At 72.8% G+C, this 18,824-nt stretch carries 15 protein-coding genes; 7 read left to right on the top strand and 8 right to left on the bottom strand.

What is annotated here, in order from left to right; all coding sequences use genetic code 11:
* Positions 1 to 22 precede the first annotated feature (22 nt).
* The 3 genes from CRYAR_RS27915 to CRYAR_RS27900 form a co-directional block, all read right to left on the bottom strand.
* Positions 23 to 1,021, bottom strand: a complete 999-nt coding sequence (locus CRYAR_RS27915) for a LacI family DNA-binding transcriptional regulator (protein WP_035856349.1) — start codon at positions 1,019 to 1,021, stop codon at positions 23 to 25.
* An 885-nt stretch (positions 1,022 to 1,906) separates the two neighbouring features.
* Complete coding sequence (locus tag CRYAR_RS49160; RefSeq protein WP_051571035.1) at positions 1,907 to 2,533, bottom strand: hypothetical protein; 627 nt, start codon at positions 2,531 to 2,533, stop codon at positions 1,907 to 1,909.
* Complete coding sequence (locus tag CRYAR_RS27900) at positions 2,530 to 3,498, bottom strand: TIGR03619 family F420-dependent LLM class oxidoreductase (RefSeq protein WP_051571034.1); 969 nt, start codon at positions 3,496 to 3,498, stop codon at positions 2,530 to 2,532. The genes CRYAR_RS49160 and CRYAR_RS27900 overlap by 4 nt, the downstream gene beginning before the upstream one ends.
* Before the next feature lie 156 nt (positions 3,499 to 3,654).
* Between CRYAR_RS27900 and CRYAR_RS27895 the strand changes: the two genes are divergently transcribed.
* The 3 genes from CRYAR_RS27895 (at position 3,655) to CRYAR_RS27890 (ending at position 5,714) form a co-directional block, all read left to right on the top strand.
* Entirely contained in the window at positions 3,655 to 4,398 is a 744-nt protein-coding gene (locus tag CRYAR_RS27895) for a CAP domain-containing protein (protein ID WP_051571033.1), read from the top strand.
* A gap of 71 nt (positions 4,399 to 4,469) precedes the next feature.
* A complete protein-coding gene (locus CRYAR_RS47595; RefSeq protein WP_157018127.1) occupies positions 4,470 to 4,613 on the top strand; it encodes a DUF6203 family protein in 144 nt (47 codons plus the stop codon).
* A gap of 228 nt (positions 4,614 to 4,841) precedes the next feature.
* Entirely contained in the window at positions 4,842 to 5,714 is an 873-nt protein-coding gene (locus CRYAR_RS27890; protein WP_035856347.1) for a sigma-70 family RNA polymerase sigma factor, read from the top strand.
* Between the two features lie 81 nt (positions 5,715 to 5,795).
* On the opposite strand, the gene CRYAR_RS27885 is transcribed toward CRYAR_RS27890, so the two are convergent.
* The 4 genes from CRYAR_RS27885 to CRYAR_RS27870 all read right to left on the bottom strand — a co-directional run bounded on the left by CRYAR_RS27885 (position 5,796) and on the right by CRYAR_RS27870 (position 9,382).
* The gene (locus CRYAR_RS27885; protein ID WP_035856346.1) at positions 5,796 to 6,815 is read right to left on the bottom strand and encodes a ketopantoate reductase family protein; all 1,020 of its coding nucleotides are present in this window, start codon (positions 6,813 to 6,815) and stop codon (positions 5,796 to 5,798) included.
* Entirely contained in the window at positions 6,812 to 8,086 is a 1,275-nt protein-coding gene (locus CRYAR_RS27880; protein ID WP_035856345.1) for an MFS transporter, read from the bottom strand. Before CRYAR_RS27880 ends, CRYAR_RS27885 begins: the two co-directional genes overlap by 4 nt.
* 76 nt (positions 8,087 to 8,162) lie before the next feature.
* Positions 8,163 to 8,897, bottom strand: a complete 735-nt coding sequence (locus CRYAR_RS43750; protein ID WP_051571032.1) for a DUF4142 domain-containing protein — start codon at positions 8,895 to 8,897, stop codon at positions 8,163 to 8,165.
* Positions 8,898 to 8,950: 53 nt separating this feature from the next.
* Positions 8,951 to 9,382, bottom strand: coding sequence for a hypothetical protein (locus CRYAR_RS27870; protein ID WP_035856344.1), 432 nt, complete (start codon positions 9,380 to 9,382; stop codon positions 8,951 to 8,953).
* A gap of 169 nt (positions 9,383 to 9,551) precedes the next feature.
* Between CRYAR_RS27870 and CRYAR_RS27865 the strand changes: the two genes are divergently transcribed.
* Both CRYAR_RS27865 and CRYAR_RS49155 read left to right on the top strand, forming a co-directional pair.
* A complete protein-coding gene (locus CRYAR_RS27865) occupies positions 9,552 to 12,314 on the top strand; it encodes a Tex family protein (RefSeq protein ID WP_211247674.1) in 2,763 nt (920 codons plus the stop codon).
* 64 nt (positions 12,315 to 12,378) lie between these two features.
* Entirely contained in the window at positions 12,379 to 12,522 is a 144-nt protein-coding gene (locus CRYAR_RS49155) for a hypothetical protein (protein WP_211247673.1), read from the top strand.
* A gap of 994 nt (positions 12,523 to 13,516) precedes the next feature.
* On the opposite strand, the gene CRYAR_RS27860 is transcribed toward CRYAR_RS49155, so the two are convergent.
* Positions 13,517 to 15,160 (bottom strand): DHA2 family efflux MFS transporter permease subunit, encoded by a 1,644-nt coding sequence (locus CRYAR_RS27860; RefSeq protein WP_084701989.1) that lies wholly within the window; start codon positions 15,158 to 15,160, stop codon positions 13,517 to 13,519.
* 203 nt (positions 15,161 to 15,363) lie between these two features.
* Between CRYAR_RS27860 and CRYAR_RS27855 the strand changes: the two genes are divergently transcribed.
* Both CRYAR_RS27855 and CRYAR_RS27850 read left to right on the top strand, forming a co-directional pair.
* On the top strand, positions 15,364 to 16,407 hold the full coding sequence (locus CRYAR_RS27855) for a substrate-binding domain-containing protein (protein WP_169745092.1): 1,044 nt from the start codon (positions 15,364 to 15,366) through the stop codon (positions 16,405 to 16,407).
* A gap of 24 nt (positions 16,408 to 16,431) precedes the next feature.
* Positions 16,432 to 18,618 carry a hybrid sensor histidine kinase/response regulator gene (locus CRYAR_RS27850; RefSeq protein WP_084701028.1) on the top strand — a complete coding sequence of 729 codons (2,187 nt, stop codon included), beginning with the start codon at positions 16,432 to 16,434 and terminating at the stop codon, positions 18,616 to 18,618.
* The last annotated feature ends 206 nt before the right edge of the window (positions 18,619 to 18,824 follow it).

The following is an 18,824-nucleotide window of genomic DNA, read 5'->3' as shown; positions in this document are numbered from 1 at the left end:
CCAGCATGCCAGAGCGCCGGGTTCAGCCGCGCAAGTGCCGCGCGGAGCACGTCGACCCCCGCACCACCAGTTCGGGCTCGAACATGAACTCCGACTTCGGCCCGGGCACACCGTTGATCTCGTCCAGCAGCATCCGCACCGCCGCGACGCCCATCGCCTGCACCGGCTGGCGCACGGTCGTCAGCGGCGGATCGGTGAACGCCACCAGCGGCGAGTCGTCGAACCCGATCACCGACACGTCGCCCGGTACCGACAGCCCCCGGTCCCGGATCGCGCGGATCGCCCCGAGCGCCATCAGGTCGCTGCCGCAGATCACCGCCGTGCAGCCGGCCGCGACCAGCGACGCCGCAGCCGCCCGGCCCCCCTCGACCGTGAAGAACGTGTGCTCCACCCGGCCGGCGTCCCCGACGGTCCCGGTGAACGCCTCGACCTTGCGCAGCACCGACACGAACCGCCGCGGCCCCACCGCCAACCCGATCCGTTCGTGCCCGAGACTGACCAGATGGGACACCGACTGCCGGATCGCCGCGCGGTCGTCGGTGGACAGGAACGGGGCCGCGACGCCGGGCCGGTACCCGTTGATCAGGACGATCGGTAACTGACGCGCCGCCAGCCGGTTGTAGCGCTCGACGTCGGCGGTGCTGTCGGCGTGCAACCCCGACACGAAGACGATGCCGGCGACGCCCCGGTCGGTGAGAACGTCGGTGAACGCGTCCTCGGTCATGCCGCCGGGCACCTGGGTGCAGAGCACCGCGGTGAAGCCGGCCATCGAAAGCCCTTGCTCGATGACCTGCGCGAACGCCGGGAAGATCGGGTTGTCGAGCTCGGGGACGATCAGCCCGATCAGGCCCGCGCTACGCTGCTGCAGACGCGGCGGCCGCTCGTAGCCCAGGATGTCGAGCGCCGCGAGCACGGCCTGGCGGGTAGCGGGGGAGACGCCCGCCTTGTCGTTGAGGACCCGGCTGACCGTCGCCTCGCTCACACCGGCCTTCACGGCGACGTCGGCAAGCCGCGGGGTCATGCCCGCACTTCTAGTGCCCGGCCGCGATCGGAAATCCGAGGACGCCGATGGCACGGCGCCCGGCGCACGAGCCGGGGTGGAGTCCGGCCCGCACCACGCGGACGCACCCCACCCGGGGCCGTCAGTGCCCGCGAGTCACACCCGCGCCAGCCGTTGGATCGCCGACGCCCCATCGCCGGCACGCGCGCCGAGACCTGTCCGTCCGGCCCCACGGTCAGGAACCCCACCAGGTGCGCGATCGCGGTCTGCCGGTGCTCGCACTCCCACCCGTTGCCGCAGGTCACATCGGACGTGCGCCCGGCCACCGACGGGGGCCCCGGATCGTTGTCGCGGAACAAGCATGACCACCGGCGTCCCGAACGGCCACGCCGGCTCGAACACGTTCGCCGGCGTGTACAGCGCACCGTCCTGGTAGGTCAGAGCTCCTGCCCGCTGCGAGTCGTGGTTGTCGACGAACACACCCCCCGGCTCCAGCCCCGACCCGAGCGACGCCTGCGACCCGCTCCGGAACGCCGTCCCCAGTTGCTGCCCGTACCGGAACTCGATCACGGCACCGTTGCCGAGGTACTGCGACGGCTGCACCGGCTCCGTACGCCACTTCCCGGTAGACGTACGGGTTCCCGTCGAGCCGCGACGCTCTGCGCACGGGTTACCTCCGGACTCTCCAGAGCCGGCACGGAGCCCAGCCGCGTGCCACTTCTTGCGCCGTCCGTGCCGCCCACGGTTTGCGACGTGGGTGTGAGGCGAACCATGTCCGCTTCGGACAGCACCGCCGACGCCACCCGGCGAACCCACCGCGGGCGGACGAACAGTGCGGCGGAACGGCGAAGGCCCGGTTCCCCTCCGGAAAAGCTGGAGGGGAACCGGGCCTTCGTCAACGAGCGATCAGTACGGAGCCGACGGCGGCAGCGGACCCGAGCCCGGCGGCGGCCCGGGCGGCCCGCTCGTCGGCGGCGGCGTGTACCCCGGGCCGTTTCCGGGCGGCGGGTATCCGGAGCCCGGCTCTCCCGGGGGCGGCGTGTAGCCCGGACCGCTGCTCGGCGGCGGGTACCCGGGCCCCGGGTCGTTGCTCGGCGGCGGGGTGTAGCCGGCACCGCTGGTGGGCGGCGGCCCGTAACCCGCGCCCGGCCCGCTGGTGGGCGGCGGGGTGTAGCCCGGGCCGCTCGTCGGCTGGCCGTAGTTGCCGGGCCCGTAACCACCGGGGCCACCCGGGTTCGGGCCGGGGCCGGGGCCGAAGCCGCCGGGCCCGCCGGGACCGCCCTGGCCGCCACCGCGGCGGCGCATGTACAGCACCACGCCGATCACGATGACGGCGATGAACAGCAGGCAGCAGACCAGGCCGCAGATGCCGCCGAACCCGCCCCGGCTGCGACGACCGCGGGCGGTCTCGACGGCGAGGTTGGCGAGGGCGGGGTTCTCGGCGGCCCAGGCTTGGGCCGGTATCAGTACGGCGAAGACGGTGGCGACCGTGGCCGCACCGAGCATCGCGAACAGGCGTCGTGGCGAGCTCATGAGGTCCAGTGTCCCGGGTCGCGCAACGTTTTCTCAGGTGACCCGCCCAATTGCCCGGCCGGACGGGCCCGCTCGGGGGCCAGCGCGTCCAGCACGGTGAGCGCGTGACGCAGCCCCGCACCGGCGTCGGCCTCGATCGCGCCGACCGCCGGATCGAAGTTCAAGTCGACGAAGACCTCGGTGATGCCCTGCTCCTCGAGCGCCGGGAAGTCGGCTTTCACCTGCTCCAACGTGCCGGTCAGCGGACCGGTGCGCTCGCCGACGACCACGACGCCCCGGCAGACGAATCGCAGCGCGCCGGGATCGCGCCCGGCCTTCTCGGCGGCCGCGCGGACGGTGTCGACGGCCGGGCGCAACTTCGTGAGATCGAACGTGCTGCGGCTGATCCACCCGTCGGCGAGCCGGCCGGCCCGCTCCAGGGCACGCGGAGCGTCACCGCCGATCAGCACCGGCGGCCGTGGCCGCTGCACCGGCTTCGGGAGCACCGAGGACGCCTCGACGCGGTAGAACTCGCCCTCGAACGCGACCGGGTCGGGACCCCACACCGCGTCCAGGCAACGCAGGTACTCCTCGAACCGGGCGCCGCGGCGCTCGAACGCGACGCCGGCCGCCGTGAACTCGCCGGGGATCCAGCCGAGGCCGAGACCGGCCAGCAGGCGGCCCCGGGAGAGGACGTCGAGCGACGCGAGCTGCTGACCGAGCACGGCCGGCGTGGTGAACGGCGCGTTGACGATCGCGGTGCCCAGGCCGATGCGCTCGGTGGTGCCGGCGGCGAAGGCCAGCGCCACGACCGGATCGAGGACGCTGTGGTACGTCGGCGCGAGCCGTTTGCCCTCGGGCACCAGTAGCCGCTGGAACGACCAGAGCGTGCGGTAACCGAGCTCCTCGGCGTGCCGGGCCACCGTGATCACGTTCCCCGGGGTCGCCCACCCTCCCGCGACCGGGAGGCCGAATCCGATGTCCATGTGCCCGAGCATGCACCACGCCTCCGACAACTTTGCCGCAACCCAGCTACCCCCGGACGCTCACCGACGGTTTTCTCGCCGCCCGCGCACCCCCGCCGATGTGATCGGTGACGCCGACGGCAACCGCGGTCAGCGCCGAAAACAGGGGGACAATTAGTGCGAACCACCGTTGGTAAGAAGATCGTGTTCGGCATCGTCGCCGCCTCCGTCTTTACCACGATGGCTGTCGGTGCGGGTTCCGCGGCTTCCGCCGCTCCGCTCCCGGCTGGGGGTTACGACCGCTACGCGTCGCAGCACCAGTACGACGACGAGTACTACGGCCCGTGGGGCGGGCCGCGCTACACGCGTCCGGCGAAGCCGGTCACCACCACACCGGTCACGCGACCCACGACGCCGACCGCGCCCACCGCGCCGGTTACGACCGCTCCGGTCACCTCCGCTCCGGTCGGCAGCACCGCGAACACCACGACCGCGGCGTCCGCCCCGGTGCAGGCCGTCCTGACCCAGATCAACAAGGTGCGTGCCGCCAACGGCGCGAAGGCGCTGACGCTCAACAGCCAGCTGAGCGCCGCCGCGCACCAGCACAACCTGACGATGGCCGGCGGGTGCGGCCTGTCGCACCAGTGCGCCGGTGAGGGCAACGCCGGAACGCGCATCAGCGCGCAGGGCCTGAAGTGGAGCGCCTGGGCCGAGAACATCGGGTACGGCAGCACCACGACCTCCACCGACGCCGCGCACACGGCCACCGCGACCCGCATCACCCAGTCGATGATCGACGAGGTGGCGCCGAACGACGGTCACCGCCGGAACATCCTGAACCCCTCCATGGGCCGCATCGGTATCGACCTGTACCGGGACGCCAAGGGAACGCTCTGGATGACCCAGGACTTCTCGAACTGACGTTCGCTCGGCATGACCGGCCGTTCACCGGGTATTCAGCAACCAGAGCTGGCTACCCGAGGAAGGTCCCCATGCTGAAAGAACTCGCCCAGGGCGCGATTCTCAAGAAGATCGCGGCCCGGACGCCGCTGGGTGCGGCCGTCGTCATCGGCGGCGGTTGGTATCTCCGGCACCGCCGGGCCAAGAAGGCCCAGCAGGTCGGCGCGGTGCGCTGACGCAGAACCAGGAAAAGGCCGGGTACGGATCTCCGTACCCGGCCTTTTTCGTGGTTTCAGGTGTTTACGCAGGGTGTTCGTGGAACTACTCCTTGCAACCGGAGTGCAACTGAGCGGCACCCGCTCCCGCACCCGAACGGTCAGAAGCTCTGTGGTGTCGGGCCGGAACGGCCCCGCTGCGGGAGCGGGAGCGAACGGCTCCGACCGGTGAACACACAGGGGGAACGCATGAGCACGACTTCTCTCGCCGCCACGGCGCGCCTGACCGACCGTGAGCTGGACACGCTCGTCCGCGAGCACTTGCCGCTGGTCGGCCACCTCGTCCGCGAAATGCTCGGCCGCGTCCCCGCCCACGTCAACCGCGACGACCTCACCTCCGCCGGCCTCGCCGCACTCGCCGCCGCCGCCCGCTCCTTCGACCCCACCCGCGGCACCCCCTTCGGCTCCTTCGCCACCGTCCGCATCCGCGGCGCCCTCCTCGACGAACTCCGCGGCCTCGACTGGGCCAGCCGCTCCGTCCGCCACCGCGCCCGCAAAATCGAAACCGCCACCGCCGAACTCACCGCCCAACTCGGCCGCACCCCCACCGACACCGAACTCGCCGAAACCCTCGGCGTCGCCGTCGCCGAACTGCACTCCGCCGCCGACGACGTCCAACGCGCCGTCGTCCTCTCCCTCCAAGGCTTCGCCGCCGGCACCGCCGAAGACCTCGTCCCCGACCGCACCCAAGGCCCCGAAGAACTCCTCCTCCACCGCGAAAAAATCGGCTACCTCCACCAAGCCATCTCCGCCCTCCCCGAACGCCTCCGCACCGTCGTCGAGTCCTACTTCCTCGACGAACGCCCCATGGCCGTCATCGCCACCGAACTCGGCGTCACCGAATCACGCGTCTCCCAACTCCGCGCCGAAGCACTCACCCTGCTCCGCGACGGCATCAACTCCCAGCTCGACCCCGAGCAGCTGCCGACCCACACGCGTCAGGACGGGTGCATCGCCCGGCGCCGCCACACCTACTACAGCGACGTCGCCGCCCGCGGCAACCTGCACAGCCGCCTCACGCACACCACACCGCTGGGCACGCCGCTGCGCGCGGCCGGCTGAGCCGCTCCGCCCCGTTGACCGCCGACCCATTCGGTCGGTGACGCGCGCCTATCCCGCGGGCCGCGTCCGGGAGCCCCCACCTCACCCGGTGGGGGCTCCCTGCTGTGCGGCGTCGCACAGCAGGTCGTCCAGAAGCGCGGTGCCGACGCCACCGGGCGGGACGCCGTCGCGCGCGACCGACGCCACTGCGGCCTGGATGCGTGAGTTCAACGGCGTCGGGACGCCGTGCAGACGGCCCAGCAGCACGATCTCGCCGTTGAGGAAGTCGGCTTCGGTGTCCCCGGACGCGCGGCTCAAGCTCTGCCGCGTGGAGCTGCCGCCGTACCGGTCCAGCAGCGCCGGCGCGAGGCCGAAGGCCCGCAGATCGACCTCCGGGTCGTCCCGGGGGTCGGCCGGGTCGAGCCCCGCGGCCGCCAGCACCTGCCGGGCCTCGGCGCGGAGCGCCTGGTTCAGCTCGCCGGCCCGGTCGTCGTCCGGGAACAGCGCGTCGGCCGCGTTCGCGAGGTTGGCCAGCAGCTTGCCGGCCTTCCAGCGCGGCAGGTCGTCGACGAGGCGGACGACGAAGTTGGCCCGGCGCAGGTCGTCGGCCCAGCGTTCGGTGTCGGGGTCGAGGCCACCCGGGTACCGGCCGAGCCAGAACGTGCCCACCTGGGGCTCACCCGGCGCGACGACCTCACCCGGGCGCAGGTAGCTGCTGGGCATCCAGACCGAGGCGCCCGACACCCGGGCGAACCGGCGCAGCGCCGCCCGTTCGTTCTCCAGGCCGTTCTGCAGGCTGATCAGCGGCAACGTCTCGGCGGCCGTGGACGCTCCGGTCACCGGGCGCCAGGCCCACTCCTGCAGCACGGCCTCGGTGGCCTGGGTCTTGGTGGCGACGACGAGCACGTCGTCGGTCCGGAGCTCGAGCTCGGCGGCGGACTCGACGACCGGTACCCGTACCTGGCGGTCGCCGTCGGGCCGGGCGTAGGTGAGCCCGTGCTCGCGGATGGCCCTGGCGTGCGCACCGCGGGCGACGAGCACGACGTCGGTAGCGCTCTCGTGCAGTTGCGCGGCGACCGGCGCGCCGATCGCTCCGGCGCCGATCAGGACGTAACGGGTCACGGTGTGCGTTCCTTTCGCAGCGCTAATGCGGCAGCGCAGACTAGACACGTGGCGCCGGCGACGGCCATCGCGGCCCGCGGGGACAGCGCGTCGGCGATCCACCCGATCAGCAGTGCCCCGACCGGAGTCGTGCCGAACCAGCCCAGCGTGAGCAGCGTCATCATCCGGCCGAGCATCGCCGGGGCGGACGACTGCTGCACCAGCGCGGTCACCGACGACTGGTAGAGCGTGATCGCCACGCCCATGACCGGCAGGGCCACCAGGAACAGCACGAGGTTCGGGGCGGCGGCCGCGGCGGCGATCGTGACGCCGAGGCCGACGCAGGCCAGGGCCGTGCGCCGCCGGGTGACCACGGCTCCGACGCCGAGCAGGCCGCCGAGGACCGCGCCGACCGCGTCGGTGGAGTACGCGAGCCCGACGGTGCCGGAACCGCCGTCGTAGGTGAACGTGACCATCGCCGCGAGCATCACCGCGAAGTTGAAGGTGAGACACCCGATGGCCGCGTTGGCCAGCAGCGCGGCACGCAGGTCCGGATGCCTCCACGCGTACCCGATTCCCAGCCCACCTCCCTGCGGCCCGGCGTCACCGCCGGTGGGGACGGGCGCGTCCGCCGCGGTCGGCCCGCCGGTGAGGGTCGGTCGGAGCCGGGGGAGCACGACGAGGGCGGCGACGACGAACACGTACGACACGGCGTTGAACCCGAAGCAGGCCGCCGGCCCGAGCGTGGCGTACAGCAGACCGGCGAGCGCGGGACCACCGAGCCGCGCGACCGCGTTGCTCGCGGTGACCAGGCTGATCGCGCTCGGCCGACGCTCCTCGTCGACCGTGCGGGGCAGCAGCGTGTAGACGCCGGGCCGGTCGAAGGCCCCCGCCACCCCGAACAGACCGACCGCGACCATCACCGCCCAGAGCGGAGCGTGCCCGGCCGCGGCCAGCACGGCCAGCCCGAGCGCGGTCACCCCGCCGGCCACCCCGGTCGTGAGCAGGACGCGGCGGACGTCGAACCGGTCGAGAACGCGCCCGGTGACCGGCGAGAGCACGAGCATCGGGGCGAACTGGATCGCGGTGACGAGCCCGAGCGCGGCCGCGCTACCGGTCAGATGCAGGACCAGCAGCGAGGTCGCCAGGTTCTGCGACCAGGTACCGACCCCGGAGACGATCTGCGCGGCGAACAACGCCCGGAACGCGGGCACACGCAGCGCCCGGGTACCGGCGAACGCCGCCCGCAGGCGCGGAGCGCGGGTCGCCGTCCCGCCGTCGGTCCACGCCACCGGTCCACTCTCCGTCAGCCGTGGCCGCCCGTCCTCGGCGGGGGCCTGGTTGACCCCACCAACTGTGACCAATTGGTCAGCTACCGGCTCCGACGGTGAGCGACGGCCCCGGCCCGCCGGGAATCGGGATGGGGGAGAGCGTCGCCCCGGACGTCTCCGGTGAGGGGCGGGTCCAGCCCGGTGTGCCCGGCGACTCGGTGACCCGCCAGCCGGGCGGCGGCGCCGACCGTGGCGTCGGCACGGTCGTGCGCACCGCCCCCGGCGGCGGCGCGTTCTCCTCGGCCGGCACCACCACCCCGGCGGCGGGCGCGGCGGCGGCCAGCAGCCGGTGGTGGGTGGCGATCACCGGGCGCAGCTCACGCGCCAGCGTCTTCACCGCGGCCGACGACCCCACCCGGAGCTCGGCCTCCACCAGCGCGCCGGCCCGGTGGTGCGCGGTGATCTGCGCGCTCACCCAGAGCTCGTCGAACTCGGCGGTGGCCGCCGCCCGGTACCGCGCCTCGACCGCCTCCTGCGCGGCGTCCGGGCCCGCCGGCAGGACGACGTCGAGCGCGACCGCGGCCTGGGACAGCCGCAGGTCGAGCGCGGTGTGGTCGGTGATCCAGCGGGTGGCCAGCTCGCGCACGCTGGTGGTGGCGGACCGGTGCTGCGCGATCCGCGCACCGCTGATCTCGGCCAGGTGGCCCTGGTGGGCCGAGCGCAGGAACAGCCGGTCCTGCGCGTTCAGCCCCGCGTCGGTGGCCCCGAAGGCCGCCACCCCGACGCCGATCAGCCCGGTGAACGTGAGCGCGGCGATGATGCGTCGTCTCATTTCAACCCCTTCCTCCGGTTATGACGGGAAAGGGGTGCCCGTGTTCGAGGGTCTTAACGTGCTTCGCTTTGGTCCGGGTCGGTGGCGCGGGCGGCGAGCCGGTCGTGGCGCTGGGAGGCGGCCTGGGCGCTGCCGAGCCCGAGCCCGAACGCGATGTCGGCCCAGGTCATCCCCCGTCCGCGCGCCATCGTGAGCAGGCCGAGTTCCAGTTCGTCGAGCTCCGTGCGCACCAGGGGGACGAGGGTGAGCGCGGCGGTGAGGTCGTCGGTGTCGACCGGCGGCTCGCCCTCCCGGTACGCCGCCGAACCACCGGCGAGGAAGGCGACCAGCCGCACCGCTTCGTGCGGCCCGAGCACGGCTCCGTTGATCTGGCGGGCGCGGTCGGCTTCGGTGGCCGCATGCCGCTCGGCCAGGCGGAACAGGGCGGTGTAGGTGCGTTCGGCGCGGGCCCGGCTCGCGCTCGGTGGGGTGAATGCGTCAGCCATGACCGCCACTATACATACTTCGTTGTCAACGAAACATTGAAAATTCGAACCTGTGGACGACGCGCGCGCACCGGGGCCCCGGACGCTACGGTTTCGCACGGAGAACGGAACCGCGCCGGCGTACCCGCCGGCGCAGAGCGATAGGCGGAGCTGCGTGGGAACAGAATCGGTGAGGGCACGCGAGGCGGGCCCGGCCGGTGTCGGGCTGACCGGAGCGGCGTCGATCGGCCGGCGCATCGCCGACGAGCTCGGCGTCGCGGAACGGCAGGTCGATGCCGCGGTCGGCCTTCTCGACGGTGGCTCGACGGTGCCGTTCATCGCCCGGTACCGCAAGGAACAAACCGGAGCTCTCGACGACGCCCAGCTGCGCACGCTCGAGGAGCGCCTGGGGTACCTGCGTGAGCTCGAGGAGCGGCGCGGCGCGATCGTCGAGTCCATCCGCGGCCAGGGCAAGCTCGACGACGCATTGCTCGAACGCATCCAGGCGGCCGACTCGAAGGCCCGGCTGGAAGACATCTACGCGCCCTACAAGCCGAAGCGGCGCACCAAGGCGCAGATCGCGCGCGAGGCCGGGCTCGAGCCGCTGGCCGAGACGCTGCTGTCCGAGCCCGCGAACGACCCGCAGGAGCTCGCCGCCCGCTACGTCGACGCGGAGAAGAACGTCGCCGACGTCGCGGCCGCGCTCGACGGCGCCCGTTCGATCCTCGTCGAGCGCTTCGGTGAGGACGCCGACCTGATCGGCGAGCTGCGCGAGCGCATGTGGGAGCGCGGGCACGTCGCGTCACGGGTCCGCGAGGGCAAGGAGGAGGTCGGCGCCAAGTTCGCCGACTGGTTCGCGTTCTCCGAGCCGTACACGCGCCTGCCGTCGCACCGCATCCTGGCGCTCTTCCGCGGCGAGAAGGAGGAGGTGCTCGACCTCGACTTCGCGTCCGACGAACCGCTCCCCGAGGGCGCCCCGCCGCCCACCGGCGCGAGCGACTACGAGGTGCGCATCGCGGCCAAATTCGGCATCCGCGACGCCGGGCGCCCGGCCGACCGGTGGCTGATCGACACCGTCCGCTGGGCCTGGCGCACCCGCATCCTCGTGCGCCTCGGCATCGACCTGCGCCTGCGGCTGCGCCAGTCCGCCGAGGACGACGCGGTCGCGGTGTTCGCCGGCAACCTGCGTGATCTGCTGCTGGCCGCGCCCGCCGGCACCCGGTCCACGATGGGGCTCGACCCGGGCCTGCGCACCGGCGTCAAGGTCGCGGTCGTCGACGGCACCGGCAAGGTCACCGCCACCGACACGATCTACCCGCACGAGCCGCGCCGCCGATGGGACGAGTCGCTCGCGACGCTGGCCAGGCTGGCCGCCGCGCACGGCGTCGACCTGATCGCGATCGGCAACGGCACCGCGTCGCGCGAGACCGACAAGCTGGCCGCCGAGCTCATCGCCAAGCACCCCGAGCTGAAGCTCACCAAGGTCGTCGTCTCCGAGGCCGGCGCGTCGGTGTACTCGGCGTCCGCGTACGCGTCCGCGGAACTGCCCGGTCTCGACGTGTCGCTGCGCGGCGCGGTCTCGATCGCCCGCCGCCTGCAGGACCCGCTGGCCGAGCTGGTGAAGATCGACCCGAAGTCGATCGGCGTCGGCCAGTACCAGCACGACCTGTCCGAGCTGAAGCTGTCGAAGTCGCTCGACGCGGTCGTCGAGGACTGCGTGAACGCGGTCGGCGTCGACCTGAACACCGCGTCCGTGCCGCTGCTGGCGAGGGTCTCGGGCATCACCACCGGCCTGGCCGAGAACATCGTCGTCCACCGCGACGCCCACGGCCCGTTCCGCTCGCGCGCCGGCCTCTCCGCGGTGCCGAGGCTGGGCCCGAAGGCGTTCGAGCAGTGCGCGGGCTTCCTGCGCATCCCGGGCGGTGTCGACCCGCTCGACTCCACGAGCGTCCACCCCGAGGCCTACCCGGTGGTGCGGCGGATCGTCGAGACCACCGGCAGCGACGTCAGCGGTCTGCTCGGCAACACGACGACCCTGCGGGCCCTGAAGCCCACGGACTTCGTCGACGACCGCTTCGGCCTGCCCACCGTCACCGACATCCTCACCGAACTGGAGAAACCCGGCCGCGACCCCCGGCCGGAGTTCAAGACCGCCACGTTCACCGAGGGCATCGAAACCCTCTCCGACCTGTCCCCGGGCCTGGTGCTCGAGGGCGTCGTCACCAACGTCGCCGCGTTCGGCGCGTTCGTCGACGTGGGCGTCCACCAGGACGGTCTGGTGCACGTGTCGGCGATGTCCAAGTCCTTCGTCAACGACCCCCGCGACGTCGTGAAGCCCGGCGACATCGTCCGCGTGAAGGTTCTCGACGTGGACGCCCCGCGCAAGCGCATCTCGCTGACCCTGCGCCTGGACGACGAGGCCGGTGCCGGCGGCTCGCCCCGCAACGCTCGCGGCCAGGGCGGCCCCCGCGGCCCGCGCCCCGACCGAGGCGCCAACCCCGGCGACCGAGGCCCCCGCGGCGGCGGTCAGGGTTCCGGCGGGCAGGGTTCCGGCGGTCAGGGTTCCGGCGGGCAGGGTTCCGGCGGTCAGGGTCGGGATGGTCGTGGTTCGGGTGGTCAGGGCCGTGATGGTCGTGGCCCGGGCGGCGGCCAAGGTAGCGGAGGCCGCGACGGCCAGCGCGGCAGCGGTGGCGGCCACGGTGGCGGAGGTGGCCACGGCAGCGGTAGCGGCCACGGTGGCGGTGGCGGCCACGGTGGCGGTGGCGGCTCCCGCGGTGGCTACGGCGGCGGTGGCGGCCAGGGCGGCGGCCCACGCGGCGGCCAGGGCTCCCGCGACGGCCAGCGCCGAGGCCGCCCCGAGCCCGAGGGTGCCCTCGCCGACGCCCTGCGCCGCGCGGGCCTGGTAGGCGGCGGCACCGAATCCCCCGACGACAAGCGCAACCGCAAGCGCTGACCCCACCGGATGGGCGCCCCTCCCGGCGGCGCCCATCCGTCTCGCCTCCGAGAAGGCGGGCCTGGTGTTCGGGCGGTCCCGGTGTTCGGGTGGCGCCGGGCTCGAGGTGGCCTCGGCCGTGGCGTTCGACGTGCCCGCCTTGGCTGTCGGCGTGCCCGGCCTGGCGTTCGGCATGACGGCCCTGGTGTTCGGCGTGCCGGGCCCTTAGCCCTCGGTAGTGCTTGGCACCGGCTGTCGGTGTTGCCCGGTATCAACGGCCGGTGCCCGTGTCGGTGGCGCTCGCAGGTGCCCCATTGCCGGTCGCGTTCGCAGGTGCCTCGTACCGGCGACGCTGGCAGCCTGCGGCGGCGATGGCAGGCGGCGGCGGCAAACGGCGGTCCTTGGTGGTGCTGAGTGGCGTTGCCCCCCGGTGAACCTCCTCGGCGTGGTCTCTAGCGGCACCCAGCTGAACTTTCTTCACTTCAGCGCCGGACCTCGGAGAAGTTCCTGTCCGGCGTTGCCTCCCTGGCGGCGCTCATCCAGAAGTCCTCCGCGGCAGACCTCCCCGGCGCCACCTCCCAGCGGTGGTCCCAGGGTGGGCCTCCATCCGGCTGGGCTTCCGCACGCTGGGCTTCCACACAGTCGTGTCCAAGTGGGTGGCGTCCACAAGGCGGCCACTATGCGGCGTGCCTCTCGGTGGTGGCGTCCGCGTGGTGGGCCGCTATGCAGCGGGGCTCCACGCAGCGGCCTCTACACAGCGGGCCTCTACACAGCGGTGCTCCACGCAGCGGCCTCTACACAGCGGGCCTCCACACAGCGGGCCTCAACACAGCGGGCCCCACGCAGCGGGCGGTGTCCCCGCGGCGAGCATCCGCGCGGCGGTGCCCGTGCGCCGGGCCTCCGTGCGGTGGGCCTCCGTGCGCCGGGCCTCCGTGCGGTGGCGTTCCCGCAGTGGCGTTCCCGCGGTGGTGTCCACGCAGTTGGTCCGCCCTAACTACCCGATCGCTGGGCGGCACCTAACCCCTTCGCCGGGCGGCGTCTCCGGCCTGGCGGCACACCCCACCGCCCGACGGCGGTGCGCGCAGAACCCGCAAGCGCCTGAGCCCAGAGCGCGCAAGCCCCGAACACCAGAGCGCGCAAGCACTGAACCGCCGGAACCCGACGACCCCCGGCGCACACTCATCGCCGAGGGCAAAACGACTCACTCCGCGCACACAGCGCCGCTAGCGCGAACCAGGCTGCGCCTCGGCGGACACCGCTGGCCCCGGATGCAGTTGAGGTCCGGTGATGCCGCAGTGCAGGCACTTCGCGAGATCGAAGCCGGCTCCCACCCCATCCGTCTCGCTGTCTCCTCGCGCCACCCCACCATCAGGCGCCACAGCAGAACCAGCGCCAACCTCCGCGCCGGCAACAGACCCGGGTACCACCTCCGGAGCAGCGGCCACCCCCGTCGGCGCCACCCCCGTCGGCGCCGCCGCCGTCGAGACCCGCGCCGGCGTCCGGATCAGTGCGAACGCCAGCACCGCACCCACCCCGAGCAGCCCCGCCGAGATCGTCATCGCCATGCGGAATCCGTCGGCCATCACCTCGGGATTCGCGTACGCCTGGCCCGACAACCCCGCCACCACCGGGATCACGGCCACCGACAGCAGCCCCGCCGCCCGGGCGACCGCGTTGTTCACGCCCGACGCGATCCCCGCGTGGCGTGACTCCGCCGAGCCCAGCACGGTGGCGGTGAGCGGCGCCACCGTCAGCGACAGGCCCAGGCCGAACACCAGCACGGCGGGCAGCACCGTGGTGACGTAGGACGCGTCCTCTCCGACCCGGGTGACGAGCAGTAAACCGGCTGCGGCCACCAGTGGGCCGGCGGTCAGGGGGATCCGGGCGCCGATGCGGTCGGCGAGCGCGCCGGTGCGCGACGACAGCAGCAGCATCACCGCGGTCACCGGCAGCAGTGCGGTGCCCGCGGCCAGCGGCGAGAACCCGGCCACCACCTGCAGTTGCAGCACCAGCAGGAAGAAGAAGACGCCGAGCGCGGCGTAGACCGCGAACGTGACGCCGTTGACCGCGCTGAACGTGCGGTTCGTGAACAGGTCCAGCGGCACCAGCGGGTGCGGCGACCGCCGCTCGATGACCAGGAACACGCCGAGCAGCACCAGGCCGGTGGCCACGAGCGCGCCGACCAACCCGTCGAACCCACGCCCCCCGGCGGCGATCAGCCCGTACGTGAGCACGCCGAGCCCACCGGCCCCGACGACCGTGCCGCTCACGTCGAAGCCGCGCACCGTGTCGGGGTCGCGTGACTCCGGCACGTGCACGCGGGCCACGATCATGACCACGACCGCCAGCGGCAGGTTCAGCAGGAACACCGCTCGCCAGTCCCACTCGACCAGCCACCCGCCGACGAACGGGCCGATCGCGCCCGCGATACCGCCGAACGCCGACCACGCCCCGACGGCCCGCGAGCGGTCGGCGGGGTCGAACGTCGCCGCGATCATCGCCAGGCTTCCCGGCGTCAGCAGCGCTCCGCCGATGCCCTGCAGCGCCCGCGCGCCGGCCAGCATCTCGGCGGTGGGTGCCACCGCGCAGAGCAGCGACGCCAGCGCGAACCAGGCGACCCCGAACAGGAACACCCGCCGCCGGCCGAAGCGATCGCCGAGCGCGCCGCCGAGCAGGATCAGCGCCGCGAGCGCGAGCGTGTAGGCGTTCACGATCCACTGCAGAGCGGCGAAATCGGCGTCCAGATCCTGGCCGATGCGCTCGAGCGCGACGTTGACGACGGTGCCGTCGAGCATCACGAGGCTCGAGCCGAGCACGGTCGCGAGCAGCACCCAGCGCCCCGCCGCAGTGCCCATCCGCACGCCCATCGTGCCCCCTCCCGAGAACCAGGTCGCCGCGAAAGTACCCGACCCCACCGACGATTGCGCATTTGTCACTGGGCGCTCACTAACAGTGATGAGCGAAATAGAGTCAGTTCGCAAGAATTGCGGGGGTAGGGAGCCGTCTGACCTGCTGATGCAGTAGGGAACATCGAGGCGAACAACGTTCGCAAGTGCTAGCTTCGAGCACCGTGAGAGTGATCACAGAGCGCGAGCGCCCGGGTCGAAGACTACGACGCGGCGCCGTGGCCGCGGCCGGGGTGAGCCTGGTGCTGGTGGTCGCCGGCTGCGGGGACGCCGGGGCGTCCGCCCGGTCGAACGATCGCGAGACCAGGACCACGCTGGGGCTGGTCGTCCCCGACTCCACGTCGGAAACCTGGGGCGCCCTGCTCGACGCCGCCACCGCGGAAGGCCGCGATGCCGACGTCGACCTCTCACCGGACTCCGCCGACGACCTCGAGGCCAGCGCCCAGGTCAGCAAGGTCGAGGCGTTCATGCCGGAGAAGATGACCTGCTTCGCGATCGCCCCGGTCGATCCGAAGGCGCTCGTCGACCCGCTCGCCGCGTTCGCGAAGAAGGGCGTGAAGGTCTTCAACGTCGGCCAGCGGCTCGACGAGCAGGTGGCGCAGCAGGCCGGGCTCACGATCGCCTCGTTCATCGGCCCCAGCGACCTGGAGATCGGCCATCAGGCCGTCCGCGAGATGCTCGACGTCGTCCCCGCCGGCAGCACGGTCGCGATGGTCGTCGGCAGCGCGACCGACGCCAACGCGGCGCAGCAGCGCCAAGGCTTCGAGGACGGGGCCGGCGGCAAGCTCGACGTCGTGGTCACCGACGCCACGAACGACGACTTCACCAACGTCAAGCGCATCGTCAGCGAGACGATCGGCGCCCACCCGGGCCTGCGCGGCCTCTTCGTCAGCAGCGACACGACGGGGCGCGCGGCCGCCGCGGCCATCGCCGAAGCTGACGCGACCGGCACGGTCAAGGTCATCTCGGTCGGCGGCACCCGGGAGGGGCTCCGGGCGGTCAAAGCGGGCGAGCTCGACGCCACCGTGGCCACCTATCCGGCGTCGGTGGGAGCGATCCTGGTCCGCGCCTGCCGGCAGGTCGCCGCCGGCAAAGCCGTCAAGCCGCGGCTGACGACGCAGAGCTGGCTGGTGAACAAGAGCAACGTCGACGCCGAGCTGGCCAGCTACCCCGACTCGACGCAGCCGTTCCCCGATCCGCTCGTCTGAGCGCAGCCTGGCATTATGGGGTAAATGGGAACATTGTCGTTCATCGCTGTCGGCCCGGACGGCCGGGTCGCGCTGGCCGACGAGGCCGCGGCCGAGCTGTTCGCGTGTCCGGCCCACGAGCTCGTGGACCGGCCACTCGCCGATCTCCTCTCCCCACCGGACCACACCGGCGAAACGCCCACGACGACCTTCCGCCGCCCGGACGGCACCGTCTTCACCGCGACCGTCACCCGCGGCACGGCGACGACCACCGCCGGGCCCTGCACCACGCTCGCCCTGCGTACCGGTGCGAGCGTCGGCGCCGCGCAGAGCTGGTCGGCCGCGATCGTGCGCTCGGCCCGCGACGCGATCATCGGCGAATCGCTGGAAGGCCAGGTGACCTCGTGGAACGCGGCCGCCGAGCAGCTCTACGGCTACACCGCCGACGAGATGCGTGGCCGCGCGATGGCCGAGCTCTACCCCCCGGAGACCGCCGGTGAGGAGGCCGACATCCTCCGGCGCATCAGCGCGGGCGAGAGCGTCCAGGTCTACGAAGCCCAGCGCATCCACCGCGACGGCCACCGGATGACGGTGGAGCTGTCGGTGTCCCCGGTGACCGACGCCGACGGCCGGATCGTCGGGGCCGCCCGCGTCTCCCGCGACGTCACCGCCCGCCACCGCGGTGAGGCCAAGTTCCGCTGGTTGCTCGACGCCACCGCGCTCCCGATCATCGGCGTCGACGTGGACGGCGTCATCCAGCTGGCCAACTCCGAGGCCGAGCGCATCTTCGGGTACGCGGCCGACGAGCTGGAGGGTCAGCCGGTGGAGGTCCTCCTCCCGGTCAACGTTCGGGAACGCCACGCCCGGCACCGGGGGATCTACGTCACGGACCCGCGGATGCGCCGGATGGGGGAGGGGCTCCAGCTCGCGGCCCGGCGCAAGAACGGCACCGAGTTCCCGGCCGAGATCTCACTCGCCTCGATCGAGACCGATCAGGGCCTCCTGGTGGCCGCGACCGTCCACGACATCTCCGCGCGCCTGGGCCAGGAGGCCGAGCACCAGCGCCTGGAGAACGAACTGCAGCGCTCCCAGCGTCTGGACAGCCTCGGACAGCTCGCGGGGGGCGTCGCCCACGATTTCAACAACGTGCTCGCGATCATCAGCACCCACGCCTCGATCCTCGAAGAGGATCTCGAGGAAACCGCCGGCCCCGCCCTCGACGGCGCCCGCGAGGCCGTCGCCCAGGTTCTCGCGGCCGCCGAGCGCGGTGCCCGGCTGACCCGGCAACTGCTCGCGTTCGGCCGCCGGGAGATCGTCCGGCCGCAGGTCTTCGATCTGAACGACGTCGTGCGCGACGTGCAGCGCATGCTCACCGGCACGCTCGGCGCCAACATCGTGCTGACCGCGGACCTGGCGATGCGCCCCGCCGCGGTGAGCGCCGACCCGGGACGCATCGAGCAGGTACTGGTCAACCTCGCCGTCAACGCGCGCGACGCGATGCCGGCCGGCGGCTCGTTGAGCGTGCACACCGACCACACCGTGCTCGGGGCGATGGACGCGGCCCTGCACGGCCTCGACCGGGGCCCCTACGTGCGGCTCCGGGTGGCCGACACCGGCACGGGCATGACACCCGAGGTGGCCGAGCGCGCGTTCGAGCCGTTCTTCAGCACGAAAGCCGCCGACGGACAGGGCACCGGCCTGGGGCTCGCGTCGGTCTACGGAATCGTGTCGCAGGCCGGTGGGACGATCGGGCTGGACTCGGCGCCCGGCGTCGGCACCACGATGACGATCCTGCTCCCGGCGGCGGACGCGGCGATACCGGCGCCCGGCGAGGCGCCCGGCACGGAGCCCAGGGCCGGCTTCGGCACGATCCTTCTCGTCGACGACGAGCGCGACCTGCGCGCGTCGATCGAGACCATCCTGACCCGGGCGGGGTACACGGTGATCTCGGCGGCGTCCGGAGCCGAGGCGGTCGACCTCGCCGCCACCTACTCCGGCCGGCTGGACCTGCTGCTCACCGACATCACGATGCCCGGGCTCTCCGGCCGGGAGGTCGCCGACCAGGTGCGGGCGCTCTATCCGGCGGTCGCGGTGCTGTACATGTCCGGCTTCGCCCAGCGGCTGCTCACCTCGAAAGGCACGATCGACCCCGAAGTCACGCTCATCGAGAAGCCGTTCAACCGGCGTGACCTGCTCGCGGCTATCGACGAAGTGCTCCGATTGCCCGTGTGAGCAGCCGGGCGAAGAACCCGCGCCGCCGGGGCGGATAGGGCTGCCAGTCGAGCCGGGGTTGCTCGGCCCGGCGCGCGCCGGGTACACCGCGCAACGCGGCGCCGGGCACACGCTTGGGAAGTCGTTCGGGGGCGGAGCGGATGTACGAGTCCTCGGGCCGCATCCGCGGGCGGGGGAACGATATCGGCTGGCTCATGGGCCTCCCT

It is taken from the genome of Cryptosporangium arvum DSM 44712 (assembly GCF_000585375.1).
In the GTDB taxonomy this organism is placed as follows: domain Bacteria; phylum Actinomycetota; class Actinomycetes; order Mycobacteriales; family Cryptosporangiaceae; genus Cryptosporangium; species Cryptosporangium arvum.
Note: the sequence above shows the minus strand (reverse complement) of the source record. Positions and strands in the feature narration are given on the sequence as shown.

Coding starts and splice junctions, on each gene's coding strand:
- CRYAR_RS27900 (WP_051571034.1), bottom strand. CDS start 3,498: ATGGACATCGGATTCGGCCTCCCGGTCGCGGGAGGGTGGGCGACCCCG.
- CRYAR_RS49160 (WP_051571035.1), bottom strand. CDS start 2,533: ATGAGCTCGCCACGACGCCTGTTCGCGATGCTCGGTGCGGCCACGGTC.
- CRYAR_RS27850 (WP_084701028.1), top strand. CDS start 16,432: ATGGGAACATTGTCGTTCATCGCTGTCGGCCCGGACGGCCGGGTCGCG.
- CRYAR_RS27860 (WP_084701989.1), bottom strand. CDS start 15,160: ATGGGCGTGCGGATGGGCACTGCGGCGGGGCGCTGGGTGCTGCTCGCG.
- CRYAR_RS27870 (WP_035856344.1), bottom strand. CDS start 9,382: ATGGCTGACGCATTCACCCCACCGAGCGCGAGCCGGGCCCGCGCCGAA.
- CRYAR_RS43750 (WP_051571032.1), bottom strand. CDS start 8,897: ATGAGACGACGCATCATCGCCGCGCTCACGTTCACCGGGCTGATCGGC.
- CRYAR_RS47595 (WP_157018127.1), top strand. CDS start 4,470: ATGCTGAAAGAACTCGCCCAGGGCGCGATTCTCAAGAAGATCGCGGCC.
- CRYAR_RS27890 (WP_035856347.1), top strand. CDS start 4,842: ATGAGCACGACTTCTCTCGCCGCCACGGCGCGCCTGACCGACCGTGAG.
- CRYAR_RS27915 (WP_035856349.1), bottom strand. CDS start 1,021: ATGACCCCGCGGCTTGCCGACGTCGCCGTGAAGGCCGGTGTGAGCGAG.